Raw genomic sequence first — 24963 nt, forward strand, 5'->3', positions numbered from 1 at the left:
AGAACGTCTGTTGTGGAAGGAGGGACTTATCGATGAATAACATTATTCGTGAAATCGAAAAAGAACAGTTAAAATCCGATATCCCTGCATTTCGTCCTGGTGACACTTTGCGTGTACACGTAAAGGTTATCGAGGGAACGCGCGAACGTATTCAGCTTTTTGAAGGTGTTGTCATTCGTCGTCGTGGTACTGGGATCAGCGAAACTTTCGTTGTTCGTAAAATCTCTAACGGTGTTGGAGTTGAGCGTACATTCCCATTACATTCGCCGAAGCTAGACAAGATCGAGCTTGTACGTAGCGGTAGAGTGCGTAGAGCGAAGATTTACTACTTACGTCAATTACGTGGTAAAGCTGCTCGTATTAAAGAAATTCGTCGCTAATTTAAAAATGATGTATGACGGACAAAGAGGCTTGGTATATACAAGCCTCTTTTTTCACACTTTTACGAGCAATGTGTCTAATTAATCCTTCAAAAAAGCTGTTATAATTTCTAGCTTTTCATATATTTTTCTTGTATATTTAGTAAAAAAATCCACAATTATTGTGAAAAGGGTATAACAGTTTCCCCTGTCTGAAAAAAAGAGTATAATGAAAATAACTTTTTCTTATAGACTGAGCAAGAGGTGATGATATGGATCGTTCACAGAGACATGAAGAAGACAGCCACTCTGATTTACATAAGGATTCTGAGCAGAAGCTTGAGAACCAATCTACTTCTTCAGAAAATAACTCATCAGAGCTTGAAGCAAATCAGCAGGATCAGGACAAAGCTATCGAACGTGTTAACAGTATGGAACAGGATACGCCTCTAGGACAGGCTTCTCTTGAACAGGAAATATCGAGTGAGCAAGAAACTTCCGATGGAGAGGAATCACGAGAGGATGAATGGCCGGAGGAAACGGAAGGAAACACAGCTACAAAAAAAGAGAAAAATGAAACCTGGGAATGGGTCAAAGCATTAGGAATTGCTATCATTATTGCTGTTGTTATCCGCATGTTTTTATTTGCTCCAATTGTCGTGGATGGGACGTCTATGGTTCCCACTCTTCAACATAATGAGCGTTTAATTGTAAATAAGGCTATTTACTACCTTCAGGAGCCAAAGCGAGGGGATATTTTAGTTTTCCACGCTGAGCTGAACAAGGATTGGATCAAACGAGTGATTGGTGAGCCAGGAGATATTGTAGAGGTTAGAAATGATGAGCTATATATCAATGGTGAACGAATGAATGAGCCTTATTTAGATGAATCTAAAGCGTTAGCTTCCGGTGCTTTAACAAATGATTTTTATGAAGAGGTTCCAGAGGGTCATATTTTTGTAATGGGAGATAATAGACAGAATAGCCGAGACAGTCGAAGTATAGGCTCTATCTCGATCGATACAGTAGTTGGAAGGGCAGATATTGTTTTCTGGCCGTTCTCAGACTTTCAATTTGTGAAACGTGCTTATTGGGATGATAGTGCAGACGTTCAATAGGGATGTGCAGCAAGGAATGGGCAACGAGGTGATGAAATGACAATTCAATGGTTTCCTGGACATATGGCTAAGGCTAGAAGACAGGTAACAGAGAAGCTTAAACTGATTGACGTGGTGATTGAACTTCTTGATGCGCGTCTACCCGTCTCATCAAGAAATCCAATGATTAATGAAATTATAGAGAAAAAGCCGAAGCTTGTTCTACTAAATAAAGCTGATTTAGCAGATTCAGACATAACGGCAGAATGGATCTCCTATTTCCAAGAACATGAAGACACTAAAGCATTGGCTGTTGATGCTCAGTCTGGTCAAGGCATTAAGCAGATACCTGGTCAATGCAGGGCCTTGATGCAGCATATGCTTCAAAAGAGGGCGGACAAAGGGATGCTTCCACGCTCTATCAGAGCTTTAATCGTTGGGATTCCTAATGTGGGTAAGTCGTCTCTGATTAATCGTTTGGCGAATAAAAATATGGCTAAAACGGGTGATCGACCTGGGGTAACCAAAGCACAGCAGTGGATCAAGGTAGGCTCTGAGTTAGAGCTCTTAGATACGCCTGGTATTCTATGGCCTAAGTTTGAGGATCAGCAGGTAGGCTTAAAGCTAGCAGCAAGCGGAGCGATTAAGGACGAGATTCTAGACTTTATTGAGGTGGCTTTATATACAGCGAATTACTTGAAGGAATACTATCCAGATCGATTACAGGAACGCTACGGACTTGATGAGCTACCTGAGGATAAGGTGGAAATTATTGAACGCATTGGAGAAAAGAGAGGCTGTTTAATGCGTGGTGGAATCATCGATTATGAGAAGGCATGTGAGCTTTTATTGCGTGAGGTTCGGGCAGGAAAGCTTGGTCAAATTAGCTTTGAACGACCAGAGGTATAACAGTAGGGAGAATATACCTGAAAAATAGCAGCTTTTTGTGAAAATCAAATGAAACAGTTAGCCAAAACGTACTTGTCAAATCGATAAGTACGTTTTATGATAATACAAAACAACTGGGGGATTTTCCTTATGAAGCCGTCGAAGAAACTTGACCAGCTATCTACTAGTATATTTAGCCAGCTTTTAGTGAAGAAAAATCAAAAGCTTCAATTAGGACAGAACATCATAGACTTGAGTATAGGGAGTCCAGATTTACCTCCTCCAGATATCGTCAAAAAGAGTCTAAGTGAACACGTTCTTGAAGATGGGGCTTATGCCTATCCGCTGACAGGAACGGAAGAATTTAAACAGGCTGTCACCTATTTTTACTCTCAGAGATATCATGTTGACCTACAGACTTCAAATGTTCTTCAGATTATTGGTTCACAGGAGGGTCTTTCGCATTTAGCTTTAGCCTATTTGGATCAAGAGGACGTAGTAATAGTTCCTGATCCTGGCTATCCCATTTATGAAGCGAGTGTGCAGATTGCTGGTGCACAGATTTATCCAGTGCCCCTGATAGAGGACAATGACTTTCTACCTGACCTTTCATCCATTCCAGAGGATGTAGCAATGAAAGCGAAGATGATGATCTTAAACTTTCCGGGTAATCCCATACCTACCTTAGCTACTAGAGAGTTTTTTGAGCAGGTCATAGAGTTTGGGTTGAAATATAAAATACTGATTGTACATGATTTTGCCTATTCAGAGCTTATTTTTGATCAACAGAAGCCACTAAGTATATTATCTATTCCCAAAGCAAGAGAAACGGCAATAGAATTTAATTCTCTTTCAAAGAGCTTTAATATGGCAGGCTGTCGTATTGCTTATGTGGTAGGAGATGAAAAGCTAATTGAGCCTCTAGCTATCTTAAAATCTCATATGGACTACGGAGTCTTCCTGCCCATTCAAAAAGCAGCCGCATTAGTATTAAAGAGCGACTTTCATTTTTTAGATGAGCATAAGCGGATTTATCAGCAACGCAGGGATACATTTATTCATATTTTGCATGATAAAGGATGGAATGTGCGGAAGCCTGAGGGTGGGATGTTTGTATGGGCTAAGCTGCGAGAAGATGTGCGTTCCATGGATTTTGCCTTTAAAGCTATAGACTATGGTGTGCTCGTCACGCCAGGGGTTTCGTTTGGAGCATATGGTGAAGGCTATATTCGTCTGGCATTAGTTCATCCAGAGGATGTATTAGAGCAAGCTGCAGAGCGTTTAGTACAGTGTGTAGGGTTTTTTTCAAGAGATTCTAGTTCTCATGTAATGAACGTGGTTGAATAAGGGTAGAGGTAGGACAAGAATCCAAACCCTTTAATTTCAAAAAGGATAGAGTTTATTTTCATTTAGCAAGGCATTAGCAAGGCAAAAGCCCCAAAACCTAAAGGAGATGGTTTGAGGGGCTTTTACGATTTACATATAACAAAAGGTAGAACAATAAGCCGAATAATATACTGATAAAGAAAGCATGAAGCATTGAAGGAATAATGTGTAAGTCATTTAAAACCATAACTGCTCCACTTATAGCTTGAAGAATCGCTAATACAAAAATAATTAAACTGAAGCTCACGATAATCTTATCATCCCTATAATGTTTGAAAGCTACATAAAGCAGCCAAGCAAAAAGGATAAGAATGATGAAAGCAACTGTCCTGTGGATAAAATGCACAAGAACTTGTCCTTGAAGCTCTGGAATCAGCTGTCCATTACAGAGCGGCCACCCTTCACAGGCTAATGCTGATCCTGTATGACGAACAAAAGCACCAAAGTATACAACAATATACGTATAAACGAATAAGCCCAATATGGCGAGTTTAAGTCTTGGTGTTGCTTTTGAGGTCGGTAGCTGTCTATTTTTGGATAGCTGATAGACGTAGATGAGTAATAGAAATACACTTGCGTATGACATGAGAGAAAAGCCAAAGTGTAATGCTAATACGGCAGACTGTCTACCTATGCCTAATACTGCAAAAGCTCCCAAAGCAGATTGTAGGAGGAGAAAAAATAAAGACGAGATAGCCACCCAAACAACTTCTTTGTATTTTCGATATAAGATTAAACAAATCACTGAAAAGGCAAGAACAAGAATACCGGCAATACCTGTAACAAGTCTATGGGTATATTCGATAACGGTTTCAATCGTTGGATTATCTGGAATTAGTTGTCCATAACAAAGTGGCCAGTTTGCACCGCAGCCTTCTCCTGAGCCGGTTTTTGTTACTAGAGCTCCTGCTATTAAAGCAAGTAGAATCCAGAATGTAGCTAGAATACCTAATACTTTTAATGATCTCTGCATATTGAGTTGTCACCTGCTTTATTAAATATAAGTGCTGAAAATATTAATACAAACCTCAAAAATAACTTAGTTGCTTGATAAGGTTTACCTTTGTCCCTTTTTCATGTAGACTAACAAGTGTTGAAAGCAATAAACTCATTATAGCTGATTTAATTTCAAAAACGAAACGAAATCAAGGATATTCGTGAGATTGTCACATTCTTCACTTTAGACCTGTAGATTTTTCGGTTAAAGTGATAGTATAGAAGGAGTTTGCCTACACTAAGAAATGAACGGATTTAGTCTGGTATACATTTATCTATAATGCAGATGATAGGTAACAGATGACAGGAAGAGATTATTGGTAAAAGAGGAGTGAAAAGCATGAGCAAGGAACTCACATCTGGAGAAGCTCAAGGTGAATATGTTTCTCGTCACGTGATGGAGCCTGGGCCATTAGCAGATAAAAAGCTAACAGGAACATGGAAGGACTATGTAACAGTAACTAAGTTAGGGATTATTTTTGGGAACCTCATTACAGTCATTGCTGGAATGTGGGTAGCAACGGGAGGACAGCTTTCTGTATTGAGCTTTAACATGGTCTTTTTAACATTATTAGGTACAACTCTAATTATTGCTTCAGGAACTTGCTTGAACAATTATTTAGATCGTGATATTGATCAAAAGATGGCTAGAACGAAAAAAAGAGCTTTAGCAGATGGACGCTTAGACCCTAATCAAGTTTTAGTTATGGGGTTTGTCGCCGCTATTTTAGGAACGGTCTTGCTATTATTCGTTAATGTCTTAACTACATTAATTGCTCTTTTCGGACTGTTTGGATATGTGGTTTTGTATACGATGTGGTTAAAGCGAACACATCATCTAAATACAGTAGTAGGAAGTGTGGCTGGTGCTGTTCCTCCTATGATTGGCTGGTCTGCTGTAACGGGAGGACTTGAGGCTGGAGCATTTATTTTATTTGGTATCATGTTTGTGTGGCAAATTCCTCACTTCTTAGCTATCGCCATTCGTCGAAAAGAGGATTATGCAAAGGCAGGTATTCCTATGCTACCCGTTGTTTTTGGTAATAAAACAACAAAGTGGCATATGCTTAACTACGTTGCTGTGTTGATACCTGTATCGTTATTGTTACCTTTGTTTGTAAAGCATGTAGGGGTAGGGTACACAATTACAGCTATCCTTCTTGGTATCTTGTGGATTGCCATATCACTCAAAGGATTTAAAGCTGAAGATGATGTGAATTGGGCAAAGCGTCATTTTATTTTCTCTTTAAATTACATGGTGTTATTGTTTGCTAGTATGATGATCTTTTCTATCTAACTTACTGTTTCAATTGTCTAGCAAAACGTATCCAAACATATATCATATTCTAAATATAAAACAATTCCTGTTAGCTTCTTATGGGAATTGTTTTTTTTTACGTACAAGAAAGTATAAAATTTGATACCATGTTTTCTTCAAATTTTATACTTTCTGACGGCATGAAAAGCTTCCTCTAATGATGGACTAGACGACTTCTTCGAAGAGGGCTTCGATAGAAGCTTTTCTTACAGTCTAAGAATTTATAAAATTTGATACAATGATTTCTTCAAGTTTTATAAATTCTGGCTGCATGTAAAAGCTTCCTCTAATGATGGACTGGACGACTTCTTCGAGAGGGCTTCGATAGAAGCTTTTCTTATATTCTCTTAATAAAATGTGTCCTTTTATTTTAGAGATTATTTTCATTAATTTAAGTGCTTTTGGTCATCCTAAGGATATCAATCTGAATAGTTAGGAGCTGACCATGAAAAATAAGAATTGGATCATCACTATCATTATAGTTTTCTTAACCATCCCGTTTTTTGCTTCCATTTTCACCTCGGATGAGTCACGTGACTTAGAAGAAAATACAAGGATACAGGAAGAAGGATTCTCGAAGCAGCACCAGATTCCTCGAAAGCAATACCATGGAGCTGAAGCTCAAGGGAATCAAATGGAACAAACTCAAAAAGGGCAACTTAAAAAAGTTTCTGGAAAAGTGATGGATCAAGTATTAGCCAAGGACTTAGCCATGACGACCTCACTTTATGTTGAACAGTTAGAGGAGCAGCTAGAGCGTTGGAGTAAGGTAAGTATGGGTAGTGAGGAAGCCCTAAATCAATATAAAACTGAATTACATAGGCATAAATATATTCACTCACTAGGCCTTATACAAGATGGGAAGGCTATCCTTGAAAAAGGAACAATCGATGAACAAGCGTTAAAGAAGCTTAAGGATGATACGTCCGAGGTGTACCGATCAAGCCCTTACATGTCTGAGGGAAAACAAATGATGCTACTGGGGAGAAAGAATGAGGAAGGAGATTGGATCGTTGGGGAAATTGATTTATCTTTTATAAAAGGTTTTGTTGGAAGTCTAGCTTCTGTAGCTGATGCTAACGGGAATTTCTTTATTTCTAGTGATGAAAAGCATGAGGTGAAATGGAATCAGAAGCTAGCGGAAAGAGACGATGTAGTGTCTGAGGCGGTTCCAGAGCTTGACTGGAGAATAGTGATTTATTCTAAGGAAGAGCCAGATCATCAAAGAATCCATTATAAAAATGGGCAAGTATTTGTTCAATTTACGTCAGAGGACACTGCTTCTGAGTGGATACAAGAGCATCCTGAATTTATTATAGAAAAGCAGTATGGAGAATTGGTATTACTTTCTCATACCCAATTGAAGACTGAAGAGCTCATTCAAACTCTTACACAATTTCCTCAAGTTGTTCAGGCAGAGCCAAACTATATTTACAATAAACAAGCACAAGAAATTCTCAATAATCAAGCGCAAGTAAGATTTACTCAAGCACAAAATGATGGCGCTGAGGTTAAAAAAAGTCCGAATGATGAGTTTTTCATGCCCTATCAATGGAACCTTAAAGAGATCTTTGCTGAGCAAGGCTGGGGACTTAGTAGTGGTTCAACACAGATTACGATAGCTTATCTGGACACAGGTATCGATATCGATCATGAGGATTTGAAGGATAAGATTGATGATGGGTTTAACTCCTTTGATAAATCAACAAATATTGTGGATGAGCATGGACATGGGACTCATGTTGCCGGAATCATTGGAGCTTTGACCAACAATGTAACGGGCATCGCTGGAACGGCCTGGGAGAATCGAGTACTGCCTGTTAAGGCTTTAAATGAAAACGGAGAAGGAAGCATATTTGAAATCGCAAGCGGATTAATATGGGCGACTGATCATGGTGCTAAAGTCATCAATTTGAGCTTAGGAGACAGTGAGCACTCTGACCTCCTCTATGATGCGATTCGTTATGCCTATGAGCGTGATGTGGTGCTTATAGCTGCTGCGGGGAACGAAAATGTGGAAGAGCCTATGTTTCCTTCAGCTTACGATGAGGTTCTTGCTGTTTCAGCAGTAAATGAGAAATTAGAGAAGGCGGACTTCTCTAATTATGGACCGCATATTGATGTAGCTGCACCTGGAGAAAATATTCCTAGTACGTTTATAGATGATCAATATGTGTTTATGTCAGGGACATCAATGGCTTCTCCGCATGTAGCAGGATTGGCAGGGTTAATACGTTCCTTTAGACCGGATTTAACGAATGATGAAGTGATGGATGTCATTAGAAAGACGGCTACGGATTTAGGTGCTCCTGGACATGATCCGGTGTTCGGTCATGGGTTGATTAACATTGAGAAAGCTTTACAGTATTTACAGAATGGAAAAGAAATTTTACAAGAAGGTGTAGAACAAGATATACCTGAATGGGGATGGCCAGAATGGCTGAGAAGAATATTTCAAAATGATAGACACTAATAAGCCTTTAATATTTCCCCGGCAAGCGCAGAAACCGCCATTATTCTGAAGATGGCGGTTCTTTTAGCCGAAAAAAGGAAGAATTTCGACACTATATTAATGGATGCTTGGTGAAAATAGGGGTGTTACACCGGTTAAAGAAAAGGGAAATCAATGTTCTATTTTCATATCTCCGAGCTTGATCCAGCCTTTTTTTCTGAAAAGCTCCGAAAGAGCCAAACTTATAAGAGCCGGAGCAATAAAATGAAGTACGGCAACCTTGAACAAAATTTCCATGTTAAAGCCCATCGTGGTAAAGGTGAAAATTTGCCCAACTAAACCGCTAGTTCCCATGCCAGCTCCTTCCTTAACACTTTCCATTTGCCAAAGTCCCGTTGCAATGGGGGCTAACAAAATTCCTGCCACTGTAGGAGGTATGAGGATTAAAGGGTTTTTAATGATATTGGCAATTTGTAGCATGGATGTCCCTATACCTTGAGCAACCAATCCACCAATACCATTTTCACGATAGCTACTTACGGCAAAGCCAATCATTTGTGCTGCACAACCAACTGTTGCCGCTCCAGCAGCTAGACCATCTAACCCAAGCATAATGGCAATCGCTGCGCTTGATATAGGTGCTGTTAAGGCAAGCCCCATTAAAGTAGCTACGAGTATACCCATAAGTATAGGTTGCTGTCCCACCGACCAGTTAATTAATTCACCAAAATAGATCATGGCCTGCCCAATAACAGCACCCATGTAAGTTGCTGTTAGGTATCCTACAACAATGGTTACAAAAGGGGTAAAAATAATATCTAACCTAGTTGTTTTTGATACGAGTTTACCAAATTCAGTGGCTAGGACAGTGGCTATGTATGCACCAGCAGGACCACCTGCTTCTACGCCTGCTGCACCTGCGATAACTGCTGCAAATAGAACAAGAGGTGGAGCCTTAAGGGCCAAGGCTACGGCTACGCCTATAGCAGGACCATAGAGATCCATCGCTAGCTGCCCAAGACTGATCAGAAGCTGAATATGTAGTTGTTCCCCAATAGTTCGTACAATTAAACCTATGACTAATGATGAAAATAAACCGAGGGCTAAGTAAGAGAAGGCGGTAATAAAGTAGGTTTTTAAGGATAAATCTATCCCTTTTTCTGCTAGTCTCTTTTTCATTGATACACATCCCTTATAAACGATAAAAGCATATTGAATTCATGTATGAAAAAGCCAAACTGTGTATAGGTTATCGCATCTCAACAGCTATCATACTTCTTTTGGCTAAAAAGGCAAAGAAATTTTACCAAAAAATCTTATGAATTTGTTGACAGTATACTTATATCACATTAAAGTCAATTAATAAACAAGAGACGCAGGAGAGTGGAAAACATGCTAGAAGGAAGGATTTGTTTTGTAGGTGCGGGGGCTATGGCTGAGGCAATTTTATGTGGAATGCTTAATCATAAGATTGTGAAGCCAGGTCAAATTTCAGTTACAAATAGAGATGACCGATTTAGATTAGATGAACTAGTGTATAACTTCGGAGTTGTAGGAGATAGCTCGCAAAAATATCGCTCTATCCAAGAGGCTGATATTTTAATTCTAGCGATGAAACCAAAGGATATATCTACAGCATTAGAAGAAATTAGAGCGTATACTTCTCAGGAGCAGCTCGTTATTTCAGTCATTGCTGGGATATCAACGAAGCAAATCTCAGAATTTCTAGGACATCAGGCACCTGTCATTAGGACGATGCCCAATACATCTGCCATTGTGGGGCTTTCTGGAACTGGAGTTTGTGCGGGTGAATTTGCTAAAGCAGAGCATATACAAGTAGCTAGGGAGATTTTCGAAGCGATTGGTCTTGTGATTGTGACAGATGAGGAGAAGCTTGATGCGATTACTGGATTATCTGGTAGTGGACCAGCGTATGTGTATTATTTGGTTGAAGCTATGCTAGAGGGGGGGAAGGCTGTAGGGCTTTCTGAGCAGGAAGCCAAGGATTTGATTCTACAAACAGTGATAGGTGCAGCAAATATGCTTATAGAGACGAATGAATCACCTGCCTATTTAAGAGAAAAAGTGACAAGTCCGAACGGGACGACCCAGGCTGGTCTAGATGTACTCAAGCAGTATCAATTCCAGGAAGCGGTCAAGCAATGTGTTGTTCGAGCTACAGAGAGGTCTAAGGAGCTTGGGGCACAATCATCTGTTACTCTTAAGAAACAGTAGGCGTTCAAGTGAGAAGATAGCTGTTTTACCACTATTCAGTTTTCATGGATAGTGGTATTTTTGTTGGATTCGATAGTCATTTCATTATTTTTTCTTCACTTTTTATTAACCAAATTAGGCGAACGGTAATATAGTGTAGGGAATCCTTAATTTGAGGTGAGGGTATGGCTGTAATCAAGTCGAACATTAATGAGAGAAGAATGTTAGCCCGTTTAATGAGAGCCGAAGCGGAGGGTGAAGGAGAGCTCGGTATGCTTCTGGTTGGTAATGTTGGTGTAAATCGGGTCAGAGTGGGCTGCTTAGACTTCACCGATATTAATTCTATAGAACGGATGGTATTTCAACGTCCAGGTGGCTTTGAGGCAACGATTAAGCCATACTTTTATCAGCGGGCAAGGGAAAGTGAGCTAAGGCTAGCTGAAAGAGCAATTAATGGAGAAAGAAGTCGTCCAGCTGAATTTGCCCTGTGGTTTTTTAGACCTGATGGTCCATGCCCCGAACAGTGGTACGGTCAATGGAATTCTGGAAGATATAAGAGCCATTGCTTTTTCATTCCTACGGAATCGGATTGTCCGGATGTTTACAATGTATATTAAGTCGAAATCAGCAGGTATGGCAAGTCGAAAGTAAGGGCAGAGAAAGAAGAAAGTACGTTGTAAAGCAAGACGTTATTCCTAAACTAGAAATAGAATTCAGGAGGTTATAATGAATCAGCCTTATTTTAATCCATTTGTTGAACAGGAAGGTTTTTATCAAGGAGGAGAGCGAGTGAATGCTCCTCAATTCCCGCAGCAGTTACAGGTACCAACTCAAGCAGGAGCAGCCATTCCTATGCAAGGGGGATATCCATCAGGACAATTCCCTGGCTTTGGAGGAGGTACTCAAGGAAGACCACCTGTTCTTCCTCTAGAGCAGTCGTATATTGAGAACATTCTTCGTTTAAACCTAGGCAGACTAGCAACGGTTTATACAACCTATGAGTACAATTCAGAGTGGAACGCAAAAATTTATAGAGGGATTATCGATGAAGCTGGAAGAGACCACGTTATCATTAGAGACCCTGAAACAGGAAGAACATTTCTGTTACTAATGGTAAATCTAGACTATGTTGAATTTGATGAGCCTATTAATTATGTAAGTCCACAGCTTCCAGGTTTTGTTCAATCTCCCCGCTAGTAGAAGAGAGAATAAAACTTCCCTGTCCATACTATAATCCACAGTGATTTAGTATGGCAGGGAATAAAATATAGGGACAAGCCACATAGAATTTGTCCTTAATATTAGGATTGATCTTTCTGTTTATGCTCCCGGTTTAGGGTCTGAAGCTCATCAAATATTTGCTTGATCTGGAGCTTAGCGTCTGGATTATCTGCCATCCAATGCTTAGCTAGATCAGGCATTGTTTTACTTATATGAGAGTAGAGACTAAATAGCTTGACCTTACGTAAGACTTCTGTAGAAGAATCACCTGTTAACAGCTCGGCATACTTTTGCACAAATCGTTCAAATTCCTGCTCAAATTCATCCATATTATCACCCTTTCAATGACAACCTCTGATATAAGTGTAATATAAGCTGACTTCCTATTTCAATCCACAGAATCAATCTGATTGGGACTCTAGTGTAATCGTTACGAGTATAGGAAGGTATTGTTATAGAAGCTATCCTATGTATACAGAAAAATGAACAGGTCAAGGATAGGAATGGAGGTGAACTGAATGAAGCTAGGCTGTCATGTTAGTATAAAAGAGGGGTTTTTAGCGGCAGCTAAGCGCGCTTTGTCTTTCGGAGCAAAGTCTTTTCAATATTTCCCCAAAAACCCACGAAGCTTAAGTGTCAAGAACATAAATGATAGTGATGCGTTAGCCTGTGCTCATTTCTGTAAGCAGCATAATCTTGTTTCTTTCGCTCACACTCCTTATCCAACTAAGCTATGTCCAACCACTAATACGTCGAGGGAACTTATTCAGAGTTCTCTTTTAAATGATTTAGAAATAGCTGAACATTGTGGTTCAGTTGGTGTCATTGTGCATTTTGGACAATCCAAGGAAAGAGATAGACTTGCTGGATATAAGCAAATGATCAATCTGCTTAATGAAGTGTTAGAGCAGTGGAAGGGAGAGGCTTTACTATTAATTGAAAATAACGCTGGACAAGGGAGCAGAATGGGTATTACGCTGGAAGAAATGGTACAGATCCGTACCTTAACTAGCTATCCAGAAAAGATAGGCTTTTGCCTTGATACCTGTCATGCTTTTGCTAGTGGACTGTGGAATGGTCAAACAAAAGAGCCACTGATCACAGATGCTAAAAAATTAAATTATCTTGAAAACTTAAAGGTCATTCACTTAAATGACTCTGTATACCCTTTCCGATCCTATAGAGATCGACATGCCTGCCTAGGCGATGGAAAGATAGAGCTAAACGGATTTATTGATCTTCTTTCCTGTTCAGAGCTACAAAACACGCCTTTCGTCCTTGAGACTCCTTATACCTCTACATATACCTATAAGGATCAAATAGAGTACATAACGGGTTTAGTTGAGAACTAAATCTTCAAAGCGTTGATATGGTTCGTTATAGCAAAAAAAATTCTTGAACGGTCATAAATAAGGCTCTATTTCGAATAATTATATAATTGGCGTATAAAAGGCGTTCTGCCAATGTAGTATTTGTTTGGATATTGAGAAAGAAAGGGATGATCAAAGGTGACAAATAAATGGGAGAATAAGAGAGAAGAGAATAAGTTTTTTACAGTTGATCAAGCGAATGAGCTAACACCCCTCTTTCAACAAGAAATTATCTTACTCCAAGAGCTTAAAAATAAATATGACATCAAGACGGCCCAGCTTTATGACTTTAAAAGAGTTAAGGCAAAAACGGGTAATGGTATAGAGGAGCATAAAGACACATTCTTTATCTTAGAAACAGAGATCGAATTTATTCAGATTGAAATGCAAAGCATCGTCTACAATATCGAGTCTAAAGGTGCGATACTAAAGGATATTGATATGGGTCTGATTGACTTTCCGACCATTATTGATGGAAGTGAGATGGAGCTTTGCTGGAAATACGGTGAAGATAAAATTAAATACTATCATGGTAAAAATGAGGGTTACTATCACAGAAAACCTCTTGAAGATGATATTCAACCTGAAAAGGAATAAGGTATTCTACTAAGGGCCTAGGCTAGTTTTAGCGTTTAATAACTGTAAGAAGCATGTTTTCAAATCGCTGCTGATCTTCATTAGAGAATGCCCTAGGTCCTTTTACTCTTCCTCCTCCACGTCTATGCTTCGCTGAAAGATACCTTCTCAACATAAGCTCATCAAGATTGTCCTGAGTGTATTCAAAGCCAGTGTGATGAATAGCGTAGCTCTTTTTAGCTAATACCATTGCTGCTAATCCATAGTCTTGTGTGATAACTACGTCCCCAGCTTTAATATGATTAACAATATAAAGATCTGTAGACTGCTCGGAAGCATCTACCATAACATGCTCAACATTTACTTGTGTAGCAGTAGAGGGACTATAGTGGGCATAGCTGTAGACTAACACAACGTGTACATCTTCCTTTTTAGCGATTGTAATGATGTTTTTTTTCACAGGACATGCGTCAGCATCTACGTAGATCTTCACCAAATTATCCTCCTTCCTTTAACTCCTTTGAGTACAATACCATTCTTATTATAATCTATTCTATTGACAAAAGTCTGTTTGAAATGAGGCAGCTACTGAATTTTCATTGCGTAAGCTAATGGTTTCAAGTAATATTAGAGTGTTCCTCATGTAGGGGTTATGAAAAAATGGTGTGAGTTTAGTAAAAAGAGGGAATAATGTAGGAATCATTGATCTACATGGAGGTTATCTGTGATGCCCAAAATTCTTTCAGTTGCTACTCAGAATCCAACTTACGAATACGAGCAGGAAGAAACGTTAGCTTTAGCCAAAGAGCTATTTCAAGATGCTTTTGAAGATTTAGATCGACTTTTGAAGGTTTTTCATAATGGTCAAATAGAGCGAAGGTATTTATCTGTTCCATTAGAGTGGTTTTCAGGTTCAGAGAAGGGCATGAAGGATAAGAATGATCGATACGTCAAGTTAGCGACCGATTTAGGGGTCGCATGTATTGAGGATTGCTTACAAAGTACGGAGTATTTGAAGGAAAAAATCCAATATGATGAGATAGACGCCATTTTTTTTATTTCTAGCTCTGGACTCTCAACGCCAAGTATTGAGGCAAGAATTATGAACCGACTCTCTTTTCAGCCTCAAACTAAGAGAATCCCTATGTGGGGCTTAGGCTGTGCTGGAGGAGCATCAGGTCTTGCTAGAGCATACGACTATTGTCTTGCCTATCCTAACGCTAAGGTGCTTGTGCTTTGTGTTGAGTTATGTAGCTTAACATTTCTACATAATGATTTTAGTAAAAGTAACCTGATTGGAAGCTCATTATTTGCTGACGGGGTTGGCTGTGTTTTATTGGTAGGAGATAAGGTTCAAACTGAGGCCCTACAGAATAAGGATAAGCTCCCGCACATTTTAGGAACCCAATCTAATCTGATGCCTAACTCAGAGGACGTCATGGGCTGGAATGTTGTCGATGAAGGGATGCAGGTGGTTTTCTCAAAGGATATCCCGAGTATCGTTTCTACATGGCTAAAGCCGGTTGTGGATGAGTTTTTGTTAAAGTATAAGCTCTCTCCTTCAGCTATAAAGCACTTTATTGCCCATCCTGGAGGGAAGAAGGTGCTAGAAGCGTATAAAAAAGCCCTTTATTTTGATGATGAAATGATCTATGATTCCTTGGAGGTTTTAAAGCATTTCGGTAATATGTCGGCAGCTACAGTGTTATTCGTTTTAGATCGATTTATGAAAAAGGATATCCAGCAGACCGAAAAGGGCTTAATCACCGCACTTGGACCAGGATTTAGCTCAGAGCTACTTCTAGTCGAGTGGAAGGGTAGGGAGCAAGCTATATGATCTTTTGGATAATCATTGCTCTTATTGTTCTGCAGCGGCTTATGGAGCTTAGAATTGCCAAGGGTAATGAGGTATGGATTAAAGAGCAGGGAGGCTATGAGGTTGGTCAAAAGCACTATCCTTTTATCGTTGCTCTGCATGTTCTATTCTTCATTAGCTTAATCATTGAAGCGAGTATATCGTCCTTTTCATTAGGCTCAGGCTGGCCGCTTTTACTGGTTATTTTCATTGTGACACAGGCTCTTAGAGTATGGAGCATCGTTTCCTTAGGAAGGTTTTGGAACACAAAGATTATGATATTACCCCAAGCCCATGTTCAAAGGAGAGGACCATATCGCTGGCTTAAGCATCCGAACTATGTGATCGTGGCGATTGAGCTCCTAGTGATTCCGTTACTATTTGGAGCTTTTGTAACGGCTGTTGTGTTCACTATACTTAACGCTATATTAATAGGGCTAGTTCGCATTCCTGCAGAGGAAAAGGCGCTTAGAGAAGCTACTGATTATAGTGAGGTTTTTACAAAATAAGCTCTGTAAAATGTATATTTGTTAAGGAAGGAGAACGTTAAATGGGAAGAAATAGGGGAGGATTTAAGGAGTTCGGATTAAAAGAAAACATTCTAAAGGCTGTTGACGATTTATACTTTGAGACGCCTACTCCAATTCAGCAGGAAACGATTCCGCTTGCTCTAGAGGGCAAGGATGTGATTGGACAAGCTCAAACAGGAACGGGAAAAACGGCGGCTTTTGTACTTCCAATGCTACAAAAGATTAACACTGATCTAAAGGATGTCCAGGGGTTAATTCTCACTCCCACAAGAGAGCTTGCGATTCAGATTACGTCCGATATTGAAGAGCTAGCTAAGTATATGGATATCCATGCGGTTTGCTTACATGGTGGTAGAGATATCCAAGCACAGATGAATAAGCTTGCAGGAAAGGTACACATTGTTGTAGGTACACCTGGACGAGTACTGGATCATTTACATAGAGAGACGATTCATTTTGGAAGAACACGGGTCCTAGTATTAGATGAAGCAGATAAAATGCTTGAAATGGGCTTTCAGGAGGATGTTGAAACAATCATTGCAACTACTCCGAGGAAGAAGCAAACGTTACTCTTTTCAGCGACGATGCCTGATCGAGTAAAGCAGCTAGCCCATCGTTTTATGCATCAGCCGCCACATATTCGCATCGGATTAAAGCAGCTTACATCAGAGAAGATTAAACAGGTTTACTATGTTGTGAACCAGAGTGATAAGACGGAGGAGCTAGTTAAGCTTGTTCAGAATCTAAGCCCGTATTTGTGTATTATTTTTGTGAACACACAAAAGAAAGTGGATTTTATTACGGACCAATTACTACAAGAGGGCTTAGATGCAAAGGCTTTGCATGGTGGACTTTCACAGAACAAGCGCGAGCGCTTAATGAATGAATTTAGACAGATAAAGTTTCAATACTTAGTTTGTACAGATATTGCAGCTAGAGGATTGGACGTTGAAGGAGTAACTCATGTCATCAATTATGATCTTCCTTCTGACGCTGAAAGCTATGTTCACCGAGTTGGTCGTACAGGACGAGCTGGTGAGGAGGGCTTAGCCATATCCTTTGTCTCACCAAGGCAAAAGCCTATGATGAGGAAAATTGAATCAGTTATCAAGCAAAGCATTGAAGAAGGTATCTTATCACAGAGCACTAAATCGGGGACAAAGCCTATAACAAATGTGACTCAGAATAGGAAACCTTCAGTCAAAACGATAGCAAAATCTACAGAAAAAGGTGCTCAAAGCTCAGCATCTTCCTCCTCCACAAAGGAGCGGAAAGAGAGCTCAGGTGTATCCAATAAGAAAGTGAAACCAGGATACAAGAAAAAGCTAGCAGCAGCCAAGCAAAGAGAAGAGCAGAAAGAGAAGAGAAAAAAAATACAGAAAAAGATTAATCAACAGCTGAAGAATAATAGAAGAAAAGGTTAGTTATCTGGTAAGAATCGGTCTTTATGCCGATTCTTTTCGTTTTTTGTTGTGATATAATGTCTACTATGGGCCTAATGATGGTTTTTTGTTTAAAATCTACCAATTCTGATAGAAGGAATCAGTAGATAAAGAGAATGAAGTCGAAAAAAATGTAAGATATTTTTGGCTAAACACACATTTTTGTGAAACTAAAGGGGTCAGGATTTCGTTATTATAGTAGGAGGTGGATTAGATTAAGGTGAGAAACATAGCCAGTGCAATATATATAGAGAGGAGCATGGTGGGTGGAAGACGACCTAAAGGCACAGGAGCAGATTAAGGCAAAAGACCAAACAGTTCTTAGAGCCGTACATATTGAAAGAGAATTTGTAACAGGGAATACGACCTTAAAAGCCTTAAAGGGAGTTGACCTTTCTATAGATGCTGGACAATTAGTTGCTTTAAAAGGGAGATCGGGATCTGGTAAAACAACGCTCTTAAATATTATGGGCGGATTAGATCAGCCAACGAGCGGGCAGATGTTTTTTCAGCAGCAGGAGATCAGTGCTCTTCCCGAACGAGAAAGAACGCTACTAAGGCGAGCTCAATACGGTTTTATTTTTCAATCCTTTGCTCTTATGCCTCTGCTTTCAGCAGAGGAAAATGTAGAGCTGAGCCTAAGAATGGCTGGCGTTGAGCGTCGTTTTTGGTCCGATCGAGTGGCAGAGTGCTTGGATTTTGTTGGTTTGACGGGGAGAAAGAAGCACCGTCCCTTTGAACTGAGTGGTGGAGAGCAGCAGCGTGTGGCAATTGCTAGAGCTATAGCCCATAAACCAACTCTTATTCTAGCGGATGAACCGACAGCAGAATTAGATACTAGAATGGGATTTCAAGTCATGCAGTTATTTAGAGAGTTGGTAGAATCAGAAGGAATAACCATATGTATGACCACCCATGACCCAGCAATTATGGAGGTGGTAGATCGTGTATATGCCATGGTCGACGGAAAGCTCATCGAAGAAGCAGTCAAAAAAGAAGAGTAATACGATAAAAGGGCTTACAGGAGCAATGTTCCTCTCCCTAATGTTATCAGGATGTTCTTTGTTTCCAGTAGAAGAAGTGGATGAAATTGTTCCTATTGTTGCCCCGCCGACGTCTACTCAAAAACCAGAGTATGAGGTTAAGAGAGAGACGATGGAAATTAGTGTACGTGGAAATGGTCGTCTAATGGCTGCAAGGGAGGAAGCTCTGTATTTCTCCGAATCAACTCTACCTATATCAGAGATTAACGTAGAGGTTGGTCAAGAGGTTAATGCGGGTGACGTCCTAGTCCGGTTAGATACACGAGACTTAGAGTATCAAATCCAAAATAGCGAATTTGATATGAAGCTTGCTGAGCTGCAAATGATAGAAATGCTTAGAGCCGAAGAAGCAAATGATAACAGTATAGAGCTAGAAAGAGCTACCATGGAGTTTGAAAAGCAGAAGCTAGCTCATCAGCAGCTTTTAGAGCAGGTTCAAGGTTCTACCATTGTAGCTCCATTCTCTGGAGAAGTCATTGCTGTAAGGAAAAAGGTTGGAGACCCTGTGGAGGCTTTTCAGCCAGTTATTGTTTTAGCAGACTCTGGAGATTTAAAGGTTACTATTTCTTCCTTTAGCCGGAATGACTTAGCTGAAATTGCCATTGGCATGCCGGCAACAGTTAGAATCTCTGGAACGAATGAAGATTTAATTGGGGAAATTATTTCTCTACCTCAGGAAGAGGATGAGGATGAGGAAAATAACGTTAATCGAGAAACGTACGTTACCATTGGAGTTGACCAGCTCCCAGAAGGTCTAAGGAGAGGGATGTCTTTAGATGCTAGAGTGGTGACATTAAGAAAGGAAAATGTATTAACTATTCAAGGTGGTGCCTTAAGAACGTATAACAATAGACATTACGTTCAGGTAAGAGATGAAAATGGAAGACGTGACGTAGACATTGAGATTGGCCTGCAAACCCCAACTCAGATAGAGGTAATATCTGGATTGGAAGAAGGTCAAATCGTGATAGGGAGATAGTAAGCCATGCAAATTTTAAAACTTCTGTATCGTAAGATGTGGAACAACAAATGGCTTACTCTCAGCTTACTAACTGGATTAATCATTTCTGTTGCTTTATCTACGAGTATACCCATCTATACAGATGGTGCACTAAAAAGACTTTTAGATAGAGAAATAAGAGATGAAACAACTGGTCTTTCCGCCGGGGCCATAGTAAGCCGTTATCAAGCTGTTTCAGGTGCTCCGACGAATCTTGAGCAATATGAAGCAGTCAATGAATTTTATCGCGAGGAAATTAAGGATTATTTTAATTTAGGTATTCGAGAAAGTGTCCAAATGGCTGGTTTGCGACCTAGCCAATTACAGCCAGTAGATACGGAACGGATTAATCCGAATATACGGAGACAGGTTTCCTTAGATTCGTATACAAACTTTGCCGATCATATAACTATGGTAGATGGGGAAGTGTTTAGTTCAACCGTCAATGGTGGAGTGATTGAAGCGATCATTACACAGCAAGGCTTGTATGATCTTGAAATGAGGGTGGGAGATGAATTCCTTATCCAAAATCATGGGGGATCGGCACAGCCTTTAACTGTTAGAATTGTTGGAGCTTACGAGCCAAATCTCGAACAGACAAATTACTGGTATATGGGCTTAAGTACATTAAACACAGCCCTTATTGTTCACGAAGATGTTATTCAGGATTACGTTCTGAGGGAGCGTCAAATTCCATTAGGTCATGCCTCCTGGTATCTTGACTTTAATGTTGCTGAGCTAACGATGAGTAAAGCCTCTGATGCCATGAATAAATTAGAGAGCCTAGAAGTACGAAGCAACCAGCTTCTACCTTACACACAGGTCGTAGTCACGTTCTCTAATTTGTTAAAGGAATATCGTAATCAGGGTACACAGCTACAGCTGCTTTTATTTACATTAGCTGCTCCAATTATTGTTTTAGTTCTTTATTATGTTGTTATGACATCGAAACAAGCTTTGGATCGCCAAAAAGGTGAGATTGCCTTATTGCGGAGTCGTGGTGGAAGTGCAAATCAAATTTTTTGGATCTACTTACTTGAAGGATTATTGCTTGGCGGAATAGCCATGCTTATTGGACCGTTCTTAGGCCTAACAATGGCTAGAGTGATTGGTGCATCAGACGGGTTTCTGCTATTTGTGAACAGACAGCCATTAGAATTAAACTTAACTTTGACAATCTACATATATGGTCTAATTGCTGTGTTTATTGCTTTACTAGCAACAATCATTCCTGCCTTATCTGCCGCACGTAGCTCAATAGTAAGCTTCAAGCAGCAGTCGGCCCGTTCGACTAAAAAGCCCATTTGGCAACGCTTTTTCTTAGACTTTGCTTTATTGGGAGTTGCCGGGTATGGCTGGTACATGTTTAATGAAAGGCAAATTACTCTGGTTAGTACGGGCTTAAGCTCAGATCAATTAGCTGTTCATCCACTATTGTTTTTTGTACCTTCCATTTTCCTATTTGCTTGTGGGATGATCCTAATACGTGTATTTCCTTTATTGATGGCCCTATTTTCCAAAGTAGGGAAGAGATTTGGAAGTGTTCCTTTGCATATTACTCTTATGCAGGTATCACGTTCCTCAACTCAATACAATGCGATCATGCTTCTATTGATATTAACGATTGGGCTAGGGATTTATAGCTCTTCTGCTGCAAGAACAATAGATGCAAATAATAAGGATCAGATGCTCTATCAGTATGGAACAGACGTTGTAATGCAGGGAATTTGGGAGCAGCACATTGAGCGCCCTACTACGCCACCAACCGGCCCACCATCTCCACCTGGACCCGGAGGACCGCCTGGAGGTGGGGGAGGTAATCCCGGAGGATCTGGTGGTGGTGAACAGAATGTGAATGCAACGTATGTTGAACCTCCCTTTCAAATCTTTAATGAACTTCCTGGAGTCAAACATGCTGCTCGAGTTTACACACAAAGAGGAGCTGCTTCTGTAGGAAGTAAAAATTTAGGGAATTCCATGATTATGGGTATTGATGTGCAGGATTTTGCCGAGGTGGGGTGGTTTAAACGAACAACGCTTCCAGCTCATCAAAATGTTTACCTAAACGCTTTGGGGCAGGAAGAGTCAGCGGTCATTGTATCTCAGCAAGCGGCAGAGAGGCATGGTTTATCTCCAGGAGATAGTGTAAGGCTGACGATTAATCGGACATCCGTAGATTTTGTTATCGTAGCGGTGATTCCCTATTGGCCTAGCTTATACCCGCAGGAAATGCCGTTTTTCATTGGAAATCTGAATTACTTCCAAGATATGGCGCCATTGGCTCCCTATGAGGTTTGGATGAGCGTAGAAGAAGGAACAAGAACGTCTGACCTTATTGAAATTCTTGCTGAGAATAACATTTATCTTGCGTATGCTGAGGATGTCAACAACGAGATTATTATTCAAGGACAGCATCCAAGCAATGCGGGTCTCTCAGGTATATTAAGCTTAGGATTTTTGGTTGCTTCAGCCGTATCATTGGCCGGCTTTGTTCTTTATTGGTTCTTCGCTTTACAGAATCGTATTGTGCAATTTGGGGTTTTACGAGCCATGGGTATTTCTAAAAAGCAATTACTTTCCATGCTATTCGCCGAACAGATCATGACAGCTGGATTCGCCGTTGTGATTGGGGTCGCTTTTGGGCAAATCACTAGTAAGCTGTTTTTACCGTTTCTTCAAATCGGTCAGGATGTGTCTAGGCAAGCTCCTCCATTCCAGGTTGTTGTTGAACAGAGTGACTTAAATCGTCTATACGTCGTGATTTTATGTATGATTTTAATTGGCTTAGGCTTACTCGTCTTCAGAATTAGTCAGCTGAAGGTTCATCAGGCTGTAAAACTCGGAGAGGAGAGGTAAACATGATTCAATGTGAAAGCTTAGTGAAAATCTACAAGGTTGCTGATTTAGAGGTTGTAGCGTTACAGGGCTTAAACTTCAACGTTGAACAAGGTGAGATGATGGCGATCATAGGGAATAGTGGAAGTGGTAAATCTACTCTTCTAAATATCCTTGGAGGACTAGATCAGCCTTCAGCCGGTCAGGTACGAGTTGGAGAATGGGACCTGCTAAAAATGTCTGAGAAGGATTTAGTTGAATATAAGCGTAAAACAGTAGGCTTCGTATGGCAAAACAACGCTAGAAACCTGATCCCATATTTAACAGCTCTAGAAAACGTAGAAATTCCGATGATGCTTTATGGCAAATCGGATCGCAAAAAAGCAATGGAGTTATTGGAAGCGGTAGGCTTAAAGGATCGTATGCATAATAAGCTGCATCAGCTTTCAGGAGGGGAGCAGCAGCGTGTAGCGATATCAATCGCTCTCGTAAATGAGCCTCAAATTCTTTTGGCTGATGAGCCTACTGGATCAGTTGATACGAAAACAGCAGATACGATTTTAGATATATTCCGTAGGTTTAATAAAGAGTTTGGTTTAACGGTCGTTATTGTTACCCATGATCCTTCTTTAGCGAAAAAAGTTGATCGAGTCATAGCGATACGTGATGGAATGACGGTTTCTGAGTTTTTACGGAGGAAGGAAGCTGGAGATTTCGATCAAAATCCAGATGAGAGTCATGAGGAATATGTAGTTCTAGATAAGGTTGGGAGATTACAGGTTCCGAGAGACTATCTCGAACAACTAAAGGTTGGTAATCGCGTTAAAATGGAGTTTGATGGTGAAAAAATTACGATACGTGCTCCAAAAGAATAATGCTTTCTATGTATTTCTGCATAGATTCATGATAGAAATGTTAAGTAAAACGTTGAAAAGGGGAGAGTAGCTTGAAAAAGACAAAAAGGTTAATTAGTTTAGTTTTAGTGGCCACTTTTATGCTAACTTTGCTAGCAGGTTGTTTTTCAAATGAAAGTGATGCCGATGCAGGACCACAGGTTCTTCGGATTTTAGGAGGATGGGGAGAAGATAACTATATAAGACAGCAGTGGACCGATCATTTTGAGATCGCTAATCCTAATATTGAAATTGATTTTACTCCTTTGTATGAGCCTCATAACCCAAATCAAGGGGAAGAGGTGGAGCAAGAGGATCCACGTGAAAGAATTAAGCGTCTCCTAACAGAAGGAACTCCACCAGATGTTATCATGCTAGACTCGGATATTTCCATGCTTTCTTATCTAGTTGATGAAGGTCTTGTACAGCCTTTGGACACTTTTATGGATAATAGTGATTTTGATGTAAATAGCCTGGTTCCAGCTATTAGGGAAGGGATTCGTGCAGCAGGGGATGGAACAAGTCTTTATGCTTTAGCTCCAATGTTTCAATCAACAGCCCTGTTCTACAATAAAGATTTATTTCAGCAGTACAATGTACCATTCCCGACGGATAATATGACCTGGCCACAAATTATTGATCTTGCGAAGCAGTTTCCTTTAGGGGATAGCGAAGATCAAGTGTATGGACTTTGGAGTAACTATGGTGACGCTAGTATTTATGAGTTTATAACCAGTTATGCTGCACCACTAGGGCTTTCTCTTATTGATGATACTGGTGAAAATGTAGTAGTGAACACACCAGATTGGGAGCAGGCTTTATCTGAGTATACAGGTATGTATATAGATGGTGTTATGTCACGGCCACCACAGTCTGAAAGTGGCGAGTGGAACGACGATATGATGAATTATTATGAGGCCTTTTATCGTGGAAAAGCAGCCATGTCTATCTCTCAAAGCTATGAGCTATCTAACTTGTCTAACAGAAGAATGTATGACACAGAAGCAGAGCATTTTGATTGGGATGTGGTAACCGTTCCTACACATGCATCAGCTCCTGGGGTTGGTGGCGGAGTTAGCTTTAATGGATTAATGGCCATTAACAGAAATTCTTCGAATGCTAACTTGGCTTGGAGTTTTATTGAATTTAACAATAGTGAATCAATGCTAAAGATTAGATCACGTAATGATTATAGTTTTGTTTCTGTTGCGGAATACAATCAGAACTCCACGGATGGACCAGCAAATATTGAAGCGTTTTTCGCTTTAACACCAGCTCCGGATACGTATCAGTCTATGATGAGATCAAATTCCGAAAGAGTTTGGCAGGTATTTAACGTTGCTGATCAAGAGATGAGAGCTGTGATTAACGGTGATAAGACAGTACAAGAAGCTATAGAGGAAATACAAACAAAAGGTCAGGAAGCCCTTGACTCAGAAGAACCACTAGAACCACCAACGATAGGCTTTTAAACTTTCACATAAGGGA

At 40.1% G+C, this 24963-nt stretch carries 23 protein-coding genes; 19 read left to right on the forward strand and 4 right to left on the reverse strand.

Going from position 1 to position 24963, the window contains the following annotated elements; all coding sequences use genetic code 11:
- Positions 1 to 32: 32 nt before the first annotated feature.
- From rplS to J2S11_RS16070, 4 genes are all read left to right on the forward strand, one after another.
- Complete coding sequence (rplS, locus tag J2S11_RS16055; protein WP_307396230.1) at positions 33 to 380, forward strand: 50S ribosomal protein L19; 348 nt, start codon at positions 33 to 35, stop codon at positions 378 to 380.
- Between the two features lie 455 nt (positions 381 to 835).
- On the forward strand, positions 836 to 1477 hold the full coding sequence (gene lepB, locus J2S11_RS16060; RefSeq protein ID WP_370875552.1) for a signal peptidase I: 642 nt from the start codon (positions 836 to 838) through the stop codon (positions 1475 to 1477).
- 36 nt (positions 1478 to 1513) lie between these two features.
- Entirely contained in the window at positions 1514 to 2365 is an 852-nt protein-coding gene (gene ylqF / locus J2S11_RS16065) for a ribosome biogenesis GTPase YlqF (protein WP_307396231.1), read from the forward strand.
- A gap of 129 nt (positions 2366 to 2494) precedes the next feature.
- Positions 2495 to 3691: an LL-diaminopimelate aminotransferase gene (locus J2S11_RS16070; RefSeq protein ID WP_307396233.1), complete on the forward strand. Its 1197-nt coding sequence runs from the start codon at positions 2495 to 2497 to the stop codon at positions 3689 to 3691.
- Between the two features lie 97 nt (positions 3692 to 3788).
- On the opposite strand, the gene J2S11_RS16075 is transcribed toward J2S11_RS16070, so the two are convergent.
- Positions 3789 to 4703: a COX15/CtaA family protein gene (locus J2S11_RS16075; RefSeq protein ID WP_307396234.1), complete on the reverse strand. Its 915-nt coding sequence runs from the start codon at positions 4701 to 4703 to the stop codon at positions 3789 to 3791.
- Between the two features lie 363 nt (positions 4704 to 5066).
- Between J2S11_RS16075 and cyoE the strand changes: the two genes are divergently transcribed.
- Positions 5067 to 6023, forward strand: a complete 957-nt coding sequence (gene cyoE, locus J2S11_RS16080) for a heme o synthase (RefSeq protein WP_307396235.1) — start codon at positions 5067 to 5069, stop codon at positions 6021 to 6023.
- 466 nt (positions 6024 to 6489) lie between these two features.
- The gene (locus J2S11_RS16085) at positions 6490 to 8517 is read left to right on the forward strand and encodes a S8 family peptidase (RefSeq protein WP_307396237.1); all 2028 of its coding nucleotides are present in this window, start codon (positions 6490 to 6492) and stop codon (positions 8515 to 8517) included.
- A gap of 150 nt (positions 8518 to 8667) precedes the next feature.
- Here the strand turns inward: J2S11_RS16085 and J2S11_RS16090 are convergent, their stop codons facing one another.
- Complete coding sequence (locus tag J2S11_RS16090) at positions 8668 to 9675, reverse strand: PTS sugar transporter subunit IIC (RefSeq protein ID WP_307396238.1); 1008 nt, start codon at positions 9673 to 9675, stop codon at positions 8668 to 8670.
- 213 nt (positions 9676 to 9888) lie between these two features.
- On the opposite strand from J2S11_RS16090, the gene proC reads away from it, so the two are divergent.
- The 3 genes from proC to gerQ all read left to right on the forward strand — a co-directional run bounded on the left by proC (position 9889) and on the right by gerQ (position 11907).
- Entirely contained in the window at positions 9889 to 10731 is an 843-nt protein-coding gene (gene proC / locus J2S11_RS16095) for a pyrroline-5-carboxylate reductase (protein WP_307396240.1), read from the forward strand.
- A gap of 164 nt (positions 10732 to 10895) precedes the next feature.
- Entirely contained in the window at positions 10896 to 11327 is a 432-nt protein-coding gene (locus tag J2S11_RS16100; protein ID WP_307396242.1) for a cell wall hydrolase, read from the forward strand.
- A gap of 109 nt (positions 11328 to 11436) precedes the next feature.
- Entirely contained in the window at positions 11437 to 11907 is a 471-nt protein-coding gene (gerQ, locus tag J2S11_RS16105) for a spore coat protein GerQ (RefSeq protein WP_307396244.1), read from the forward strand.
- A 104-nt stretch (positions 11908 to 12011) separates the two neighbouring features.
- Here gerQ and J2S11_RS16110 read toward each other — a convergent pair whose 3' ends face one another.
- Positions 12012 to 12260 carry a DUF2573 family protein gene (locus tag J2S11_RS16110; protein WP_307396246.1) on the reverse strand — a complete coding sequence of 83 codons (249 nt, stop codon included), beginning with the start codon at positions 12258 to 12260 and terminating at the stop codon, positions 12012 to 12014.
- Positions 12261 to 12449: 189 nt separating this feature from the next.
- Between J2S11_RS16110 and J2S11_RS16115 the strand changes: the two genes are divergently transcribed.
- Entirely contained in the window at positions 12450 to 13283 is an 834-nt protein-coding gene (locus J2S11_RS16115; protein WP_307396248.1) for a deoxyribonuclease IV, read from the forward strand.
- 156 nt (positions 13284 to 13439) lie between these two features.
- A complete protein-coding gene (locus J2S11_RS16120) occupies positions 13440 to 13898 on the forward strand; it encodes a DUF2203 domain-containing protein (protein ID WP_307396249.1) in 459 nt (152 codons plus the stop codon).
- Positions 13899 to 13926: 28 nt separating this feature from the next.
- Here the strand turns inward: J2S11_RS16120 and J2S11_RS16125 are convergent, their stop codons facing one another.
- Positions 13927 to 14370: a YaiI/YqxD family protein gene (locus tag J2S11_RS16125; protein WP_307396250.1), complete on the reverse strand. Its 444-nt coding sequence runs from the start codon at positions 14368 to 14370 to the stop codon at positions 13927 to 13929.
- A 234-nt stretch (positions 14371 to 14604) separates the two neighbouring features.
- On the opposite strand from J2S11_RS16125, the gene J2S11_RS16130 reads away from it, so the two are divergent.
- From J2S11_RS16130 to J2S11_RS16165, 8 genes are all read left to right on the forward strand, one after another.
- Positions 14605 to 15714, forward strand: a complete 1110-nt coding sequence (locus J2S11_RS16130; protein WP_307396251.1) for a type III polyketide synthase — start codon at positions 14605 to 14607, stop codon at positions 15712 to 15714.
- Positions 15711 to 16241: an isoprenylcysteine carboxyl methyltransferase family protein gene (locus J2S11_RS16135; RefSeq protein WP_307396252.1), complete on the forward strand. Its 531-nt coding sequence runs from the start codon at positions 15711 to 15713 to the stop codon at positions 16239 to 16241. The genes J2S11_RS16130 and J2S11_RS16135 overlap by 4 nt, the downstream gene beginning before the upstream one ends.
- Before the next feature lie 41 nt (positions 16242 to 16282).
- Entirely contained in the window at positions 16283 to 17686 is a 1404-nt protein-coding gene (locus J2S11_RS16140) for a DEAD/DEAH box helicase (protein WP_307396254.1), read from the forward strand.
- 284 nt (positions 17687 to 17970) lie between these two features.
- Positions 17971 to 18708: an ABC transporter ATP-binding protein gene (locus tag J2S11_RS16145; protein WP_370875547.1), complete on the forward strand. Its 738-nt coding sequence runs from the start codon at positions 17971 to 17973 to the stop codon at positions 18706 to 18708.
- Complete coding sequence (locus tag J2S11_RS16150; RefSeq protein WP_307396327.1) at positions 18656 to 19726, forward strand: efflux RND transporter periplasmic adaptor subunit; 1071 nt, start codon at positions 18656 to 18658, stop codon at positions 19724 to 19726. Before J2S11_RS16145 ends, J2S11_RS16150 begins: the two co-directional genes overlap by 53 nt.
- 6 nt (positions 19727 to 19732) lie before the next feature.
- On the forward strand, positions 19733 to 22603 hold the full coding sequence (locus J2S11_RS16155; RefSeq protein ID WP_307396256.1) for an ABC transporter permease: 2871 nt from the start codon (positions 19733 to 19735) through the stop codon (positions 22601 to 22603).
- A 2-nt stretch (positions 22604 to 22605) separates the two neighbouring features.
- Positions 22606 to 23457: an ABC transporter ATP-binding protein gene (locus J2S11_RS16160; RefSeq protein ID WP_307396257.1), complete on the forward strand. Its 852-nt coding sequence runs from the start codon at positions 22606 to 22608 to the stop codon at positions 23455 to 23457.
- 71 nt (positions 23458 to 23528) lie between these two features.
- Complete coding sequence (locus tag J2S11_RS16165; protein WP_307396259.1) at positions 23529 to 24947, forward strand: ABC transporter substrate-binding protein; 1419 nt, start codon at positions 23529 to 23531, stop codon at positions 24945 to 24947.
- The last annotated feature ends 16 nt before the right edge of the window (positions 24948 to 24963 follow it).

This window comes from Bacillus horti, assembly GCF_030813115.1.
GTDB lineage: Bacteria > Bacillota > Bacilli > Caldalkalibacillales > JCM-10596 > Bacillus_CH > Bacillus_CH horti.

What these genes read in the sequence shown, in the direction of transcription:
- rplS (WP_307396230.1), top strand. Translation starts at nt 33, where the DNA reads ATGAATAACATTATTCGTGAAATCGAAAAAGAACAGTTAAAATCCGAT.
- ylqF (WP_307396231.1), top strand. Translation starts at nt 1,514, where the DNA reads ATGACAATTCAATGGTTTCCTGGACATATGGCTAAGGCTAGAAGACAG.
- J2S11_RS16070 (WP_307396233.1), top strand. Translation starts at nt 2,495, where the DNA reads ATGAAGCCGTCGAAGAAACTTGACCAGCTATCTACTAGTATATTTAGC.
- J2S11_RS16075 (WP_307396234.1), bottom strand. Translation starts at nt 4,703, where the DNA reads ATGCAGAGATCATTAAAAGTATTAGGTATTCTAGCTACATTCTGGATT.
- cyoE (WP_307396235.1), top strand. Translation starts at nt 5,067, where the DNA reads ATGAGCAAGGAACTCACATCTGGAGAAGCTCAAGGTGAATATGTTTCT.
- J2S11_RS16085 (WP_307396237.1), top strand. Translation starts at nt 6,490, where the DNA reads ATGAAAAATAAGAATTGGATCATCACTATCATTATAGTTTTCTTAACC.
- J2S11_RS16090 (WP_307396238.1), bottom strand. Translation starts at nt 9,675, where the DNA reads ATGAAAAAGAGACTAGCAGAAAAAGGGATAGATTTATCCTTAAAAACC.
- proC (WP_307396240.1), top strand. Translation starts at nt 9,889, where the DNA reads ATGCTAGAAGGAAGGATTTGTTTTGTAGGTGCGGGGGCTATGGCTGAG.
- J2S11_RS16100 (WP_307396242.1), top strand. Translation starts at nt 10,896, where the DNA reads ATGGCTGTAATCAAGTCGAACATTAATGAGAGAAGAATGTTAGCCCGT.
- gerQ (WP_307396244.1), top strand. Translation starts at nt 11,437, where the DNA reads ATGAATCAGCCTTATTTTAATCCATTTGTTGAACAGGAAGGTTTTTAT.
- J2S11_RS16110 (WP_307396246.1), bottom strand. Translation starts at nt 12,260, where the DNA reads ATGGATGAATTTGAGCAGGAATTTGAACGATTTGTGCAAAAGTATGCC.
- J2S11_RS16115 (WP_307396248.1), top strand. Translation starts at nt 12,450, where the DNA reads ATGAAGCTAGGCTGTCATGTTAGTATAAAAGAGGGGTTTTTAGCGGCA.
- J2S11_RS16130 (WP_307396251.1), top strand. Translation starts at nt 14,605, where the DNA reads ATGCCCAAAATTCTTTCAGTTGCTACTCAGAATCCAACTTACGAATAC.
- J2S11_RS16135 (WP_307396252.1), top strand. Translation starts at nt 15,711, where the DNA reads ATGATCTTTTGGATAATCATTGCTCTTATTGTTCTGCAGCGGCTTATG.
- J2S11_RS16140 (WP_307396254.1), top strand. Translation starts at nt 16,283, where the DNA reads ATGGGAAGAAATAGGGGAGGATTTAAGGAGTTCGGATTAAAAGAAAAC.
- J2S11_RS16150 (WP_307396327.1), top strand. Translation starts at nt 18,656, where the DNA reads ATGCCATGGTCGACGGAAAGCTCATCGAAGAAGCAGTCAAAAAAGAAG.
- J2S11_RS16155 (WP_307396256.1), top strand. Translation starts at nt 19,733, where the DNA reads ATGCAAATTTTAAAACTTCTGTATCGTAAGATGTGGAACAACAAATGG.
- J2S11_RS16160 (WP_307396257.1), top strand. Translation starts at nt 22,606, where the DNA reads ATGATTCAATGTGAAAGCTTAGTGAAAATCTACAAGGTTGCTGATTTA.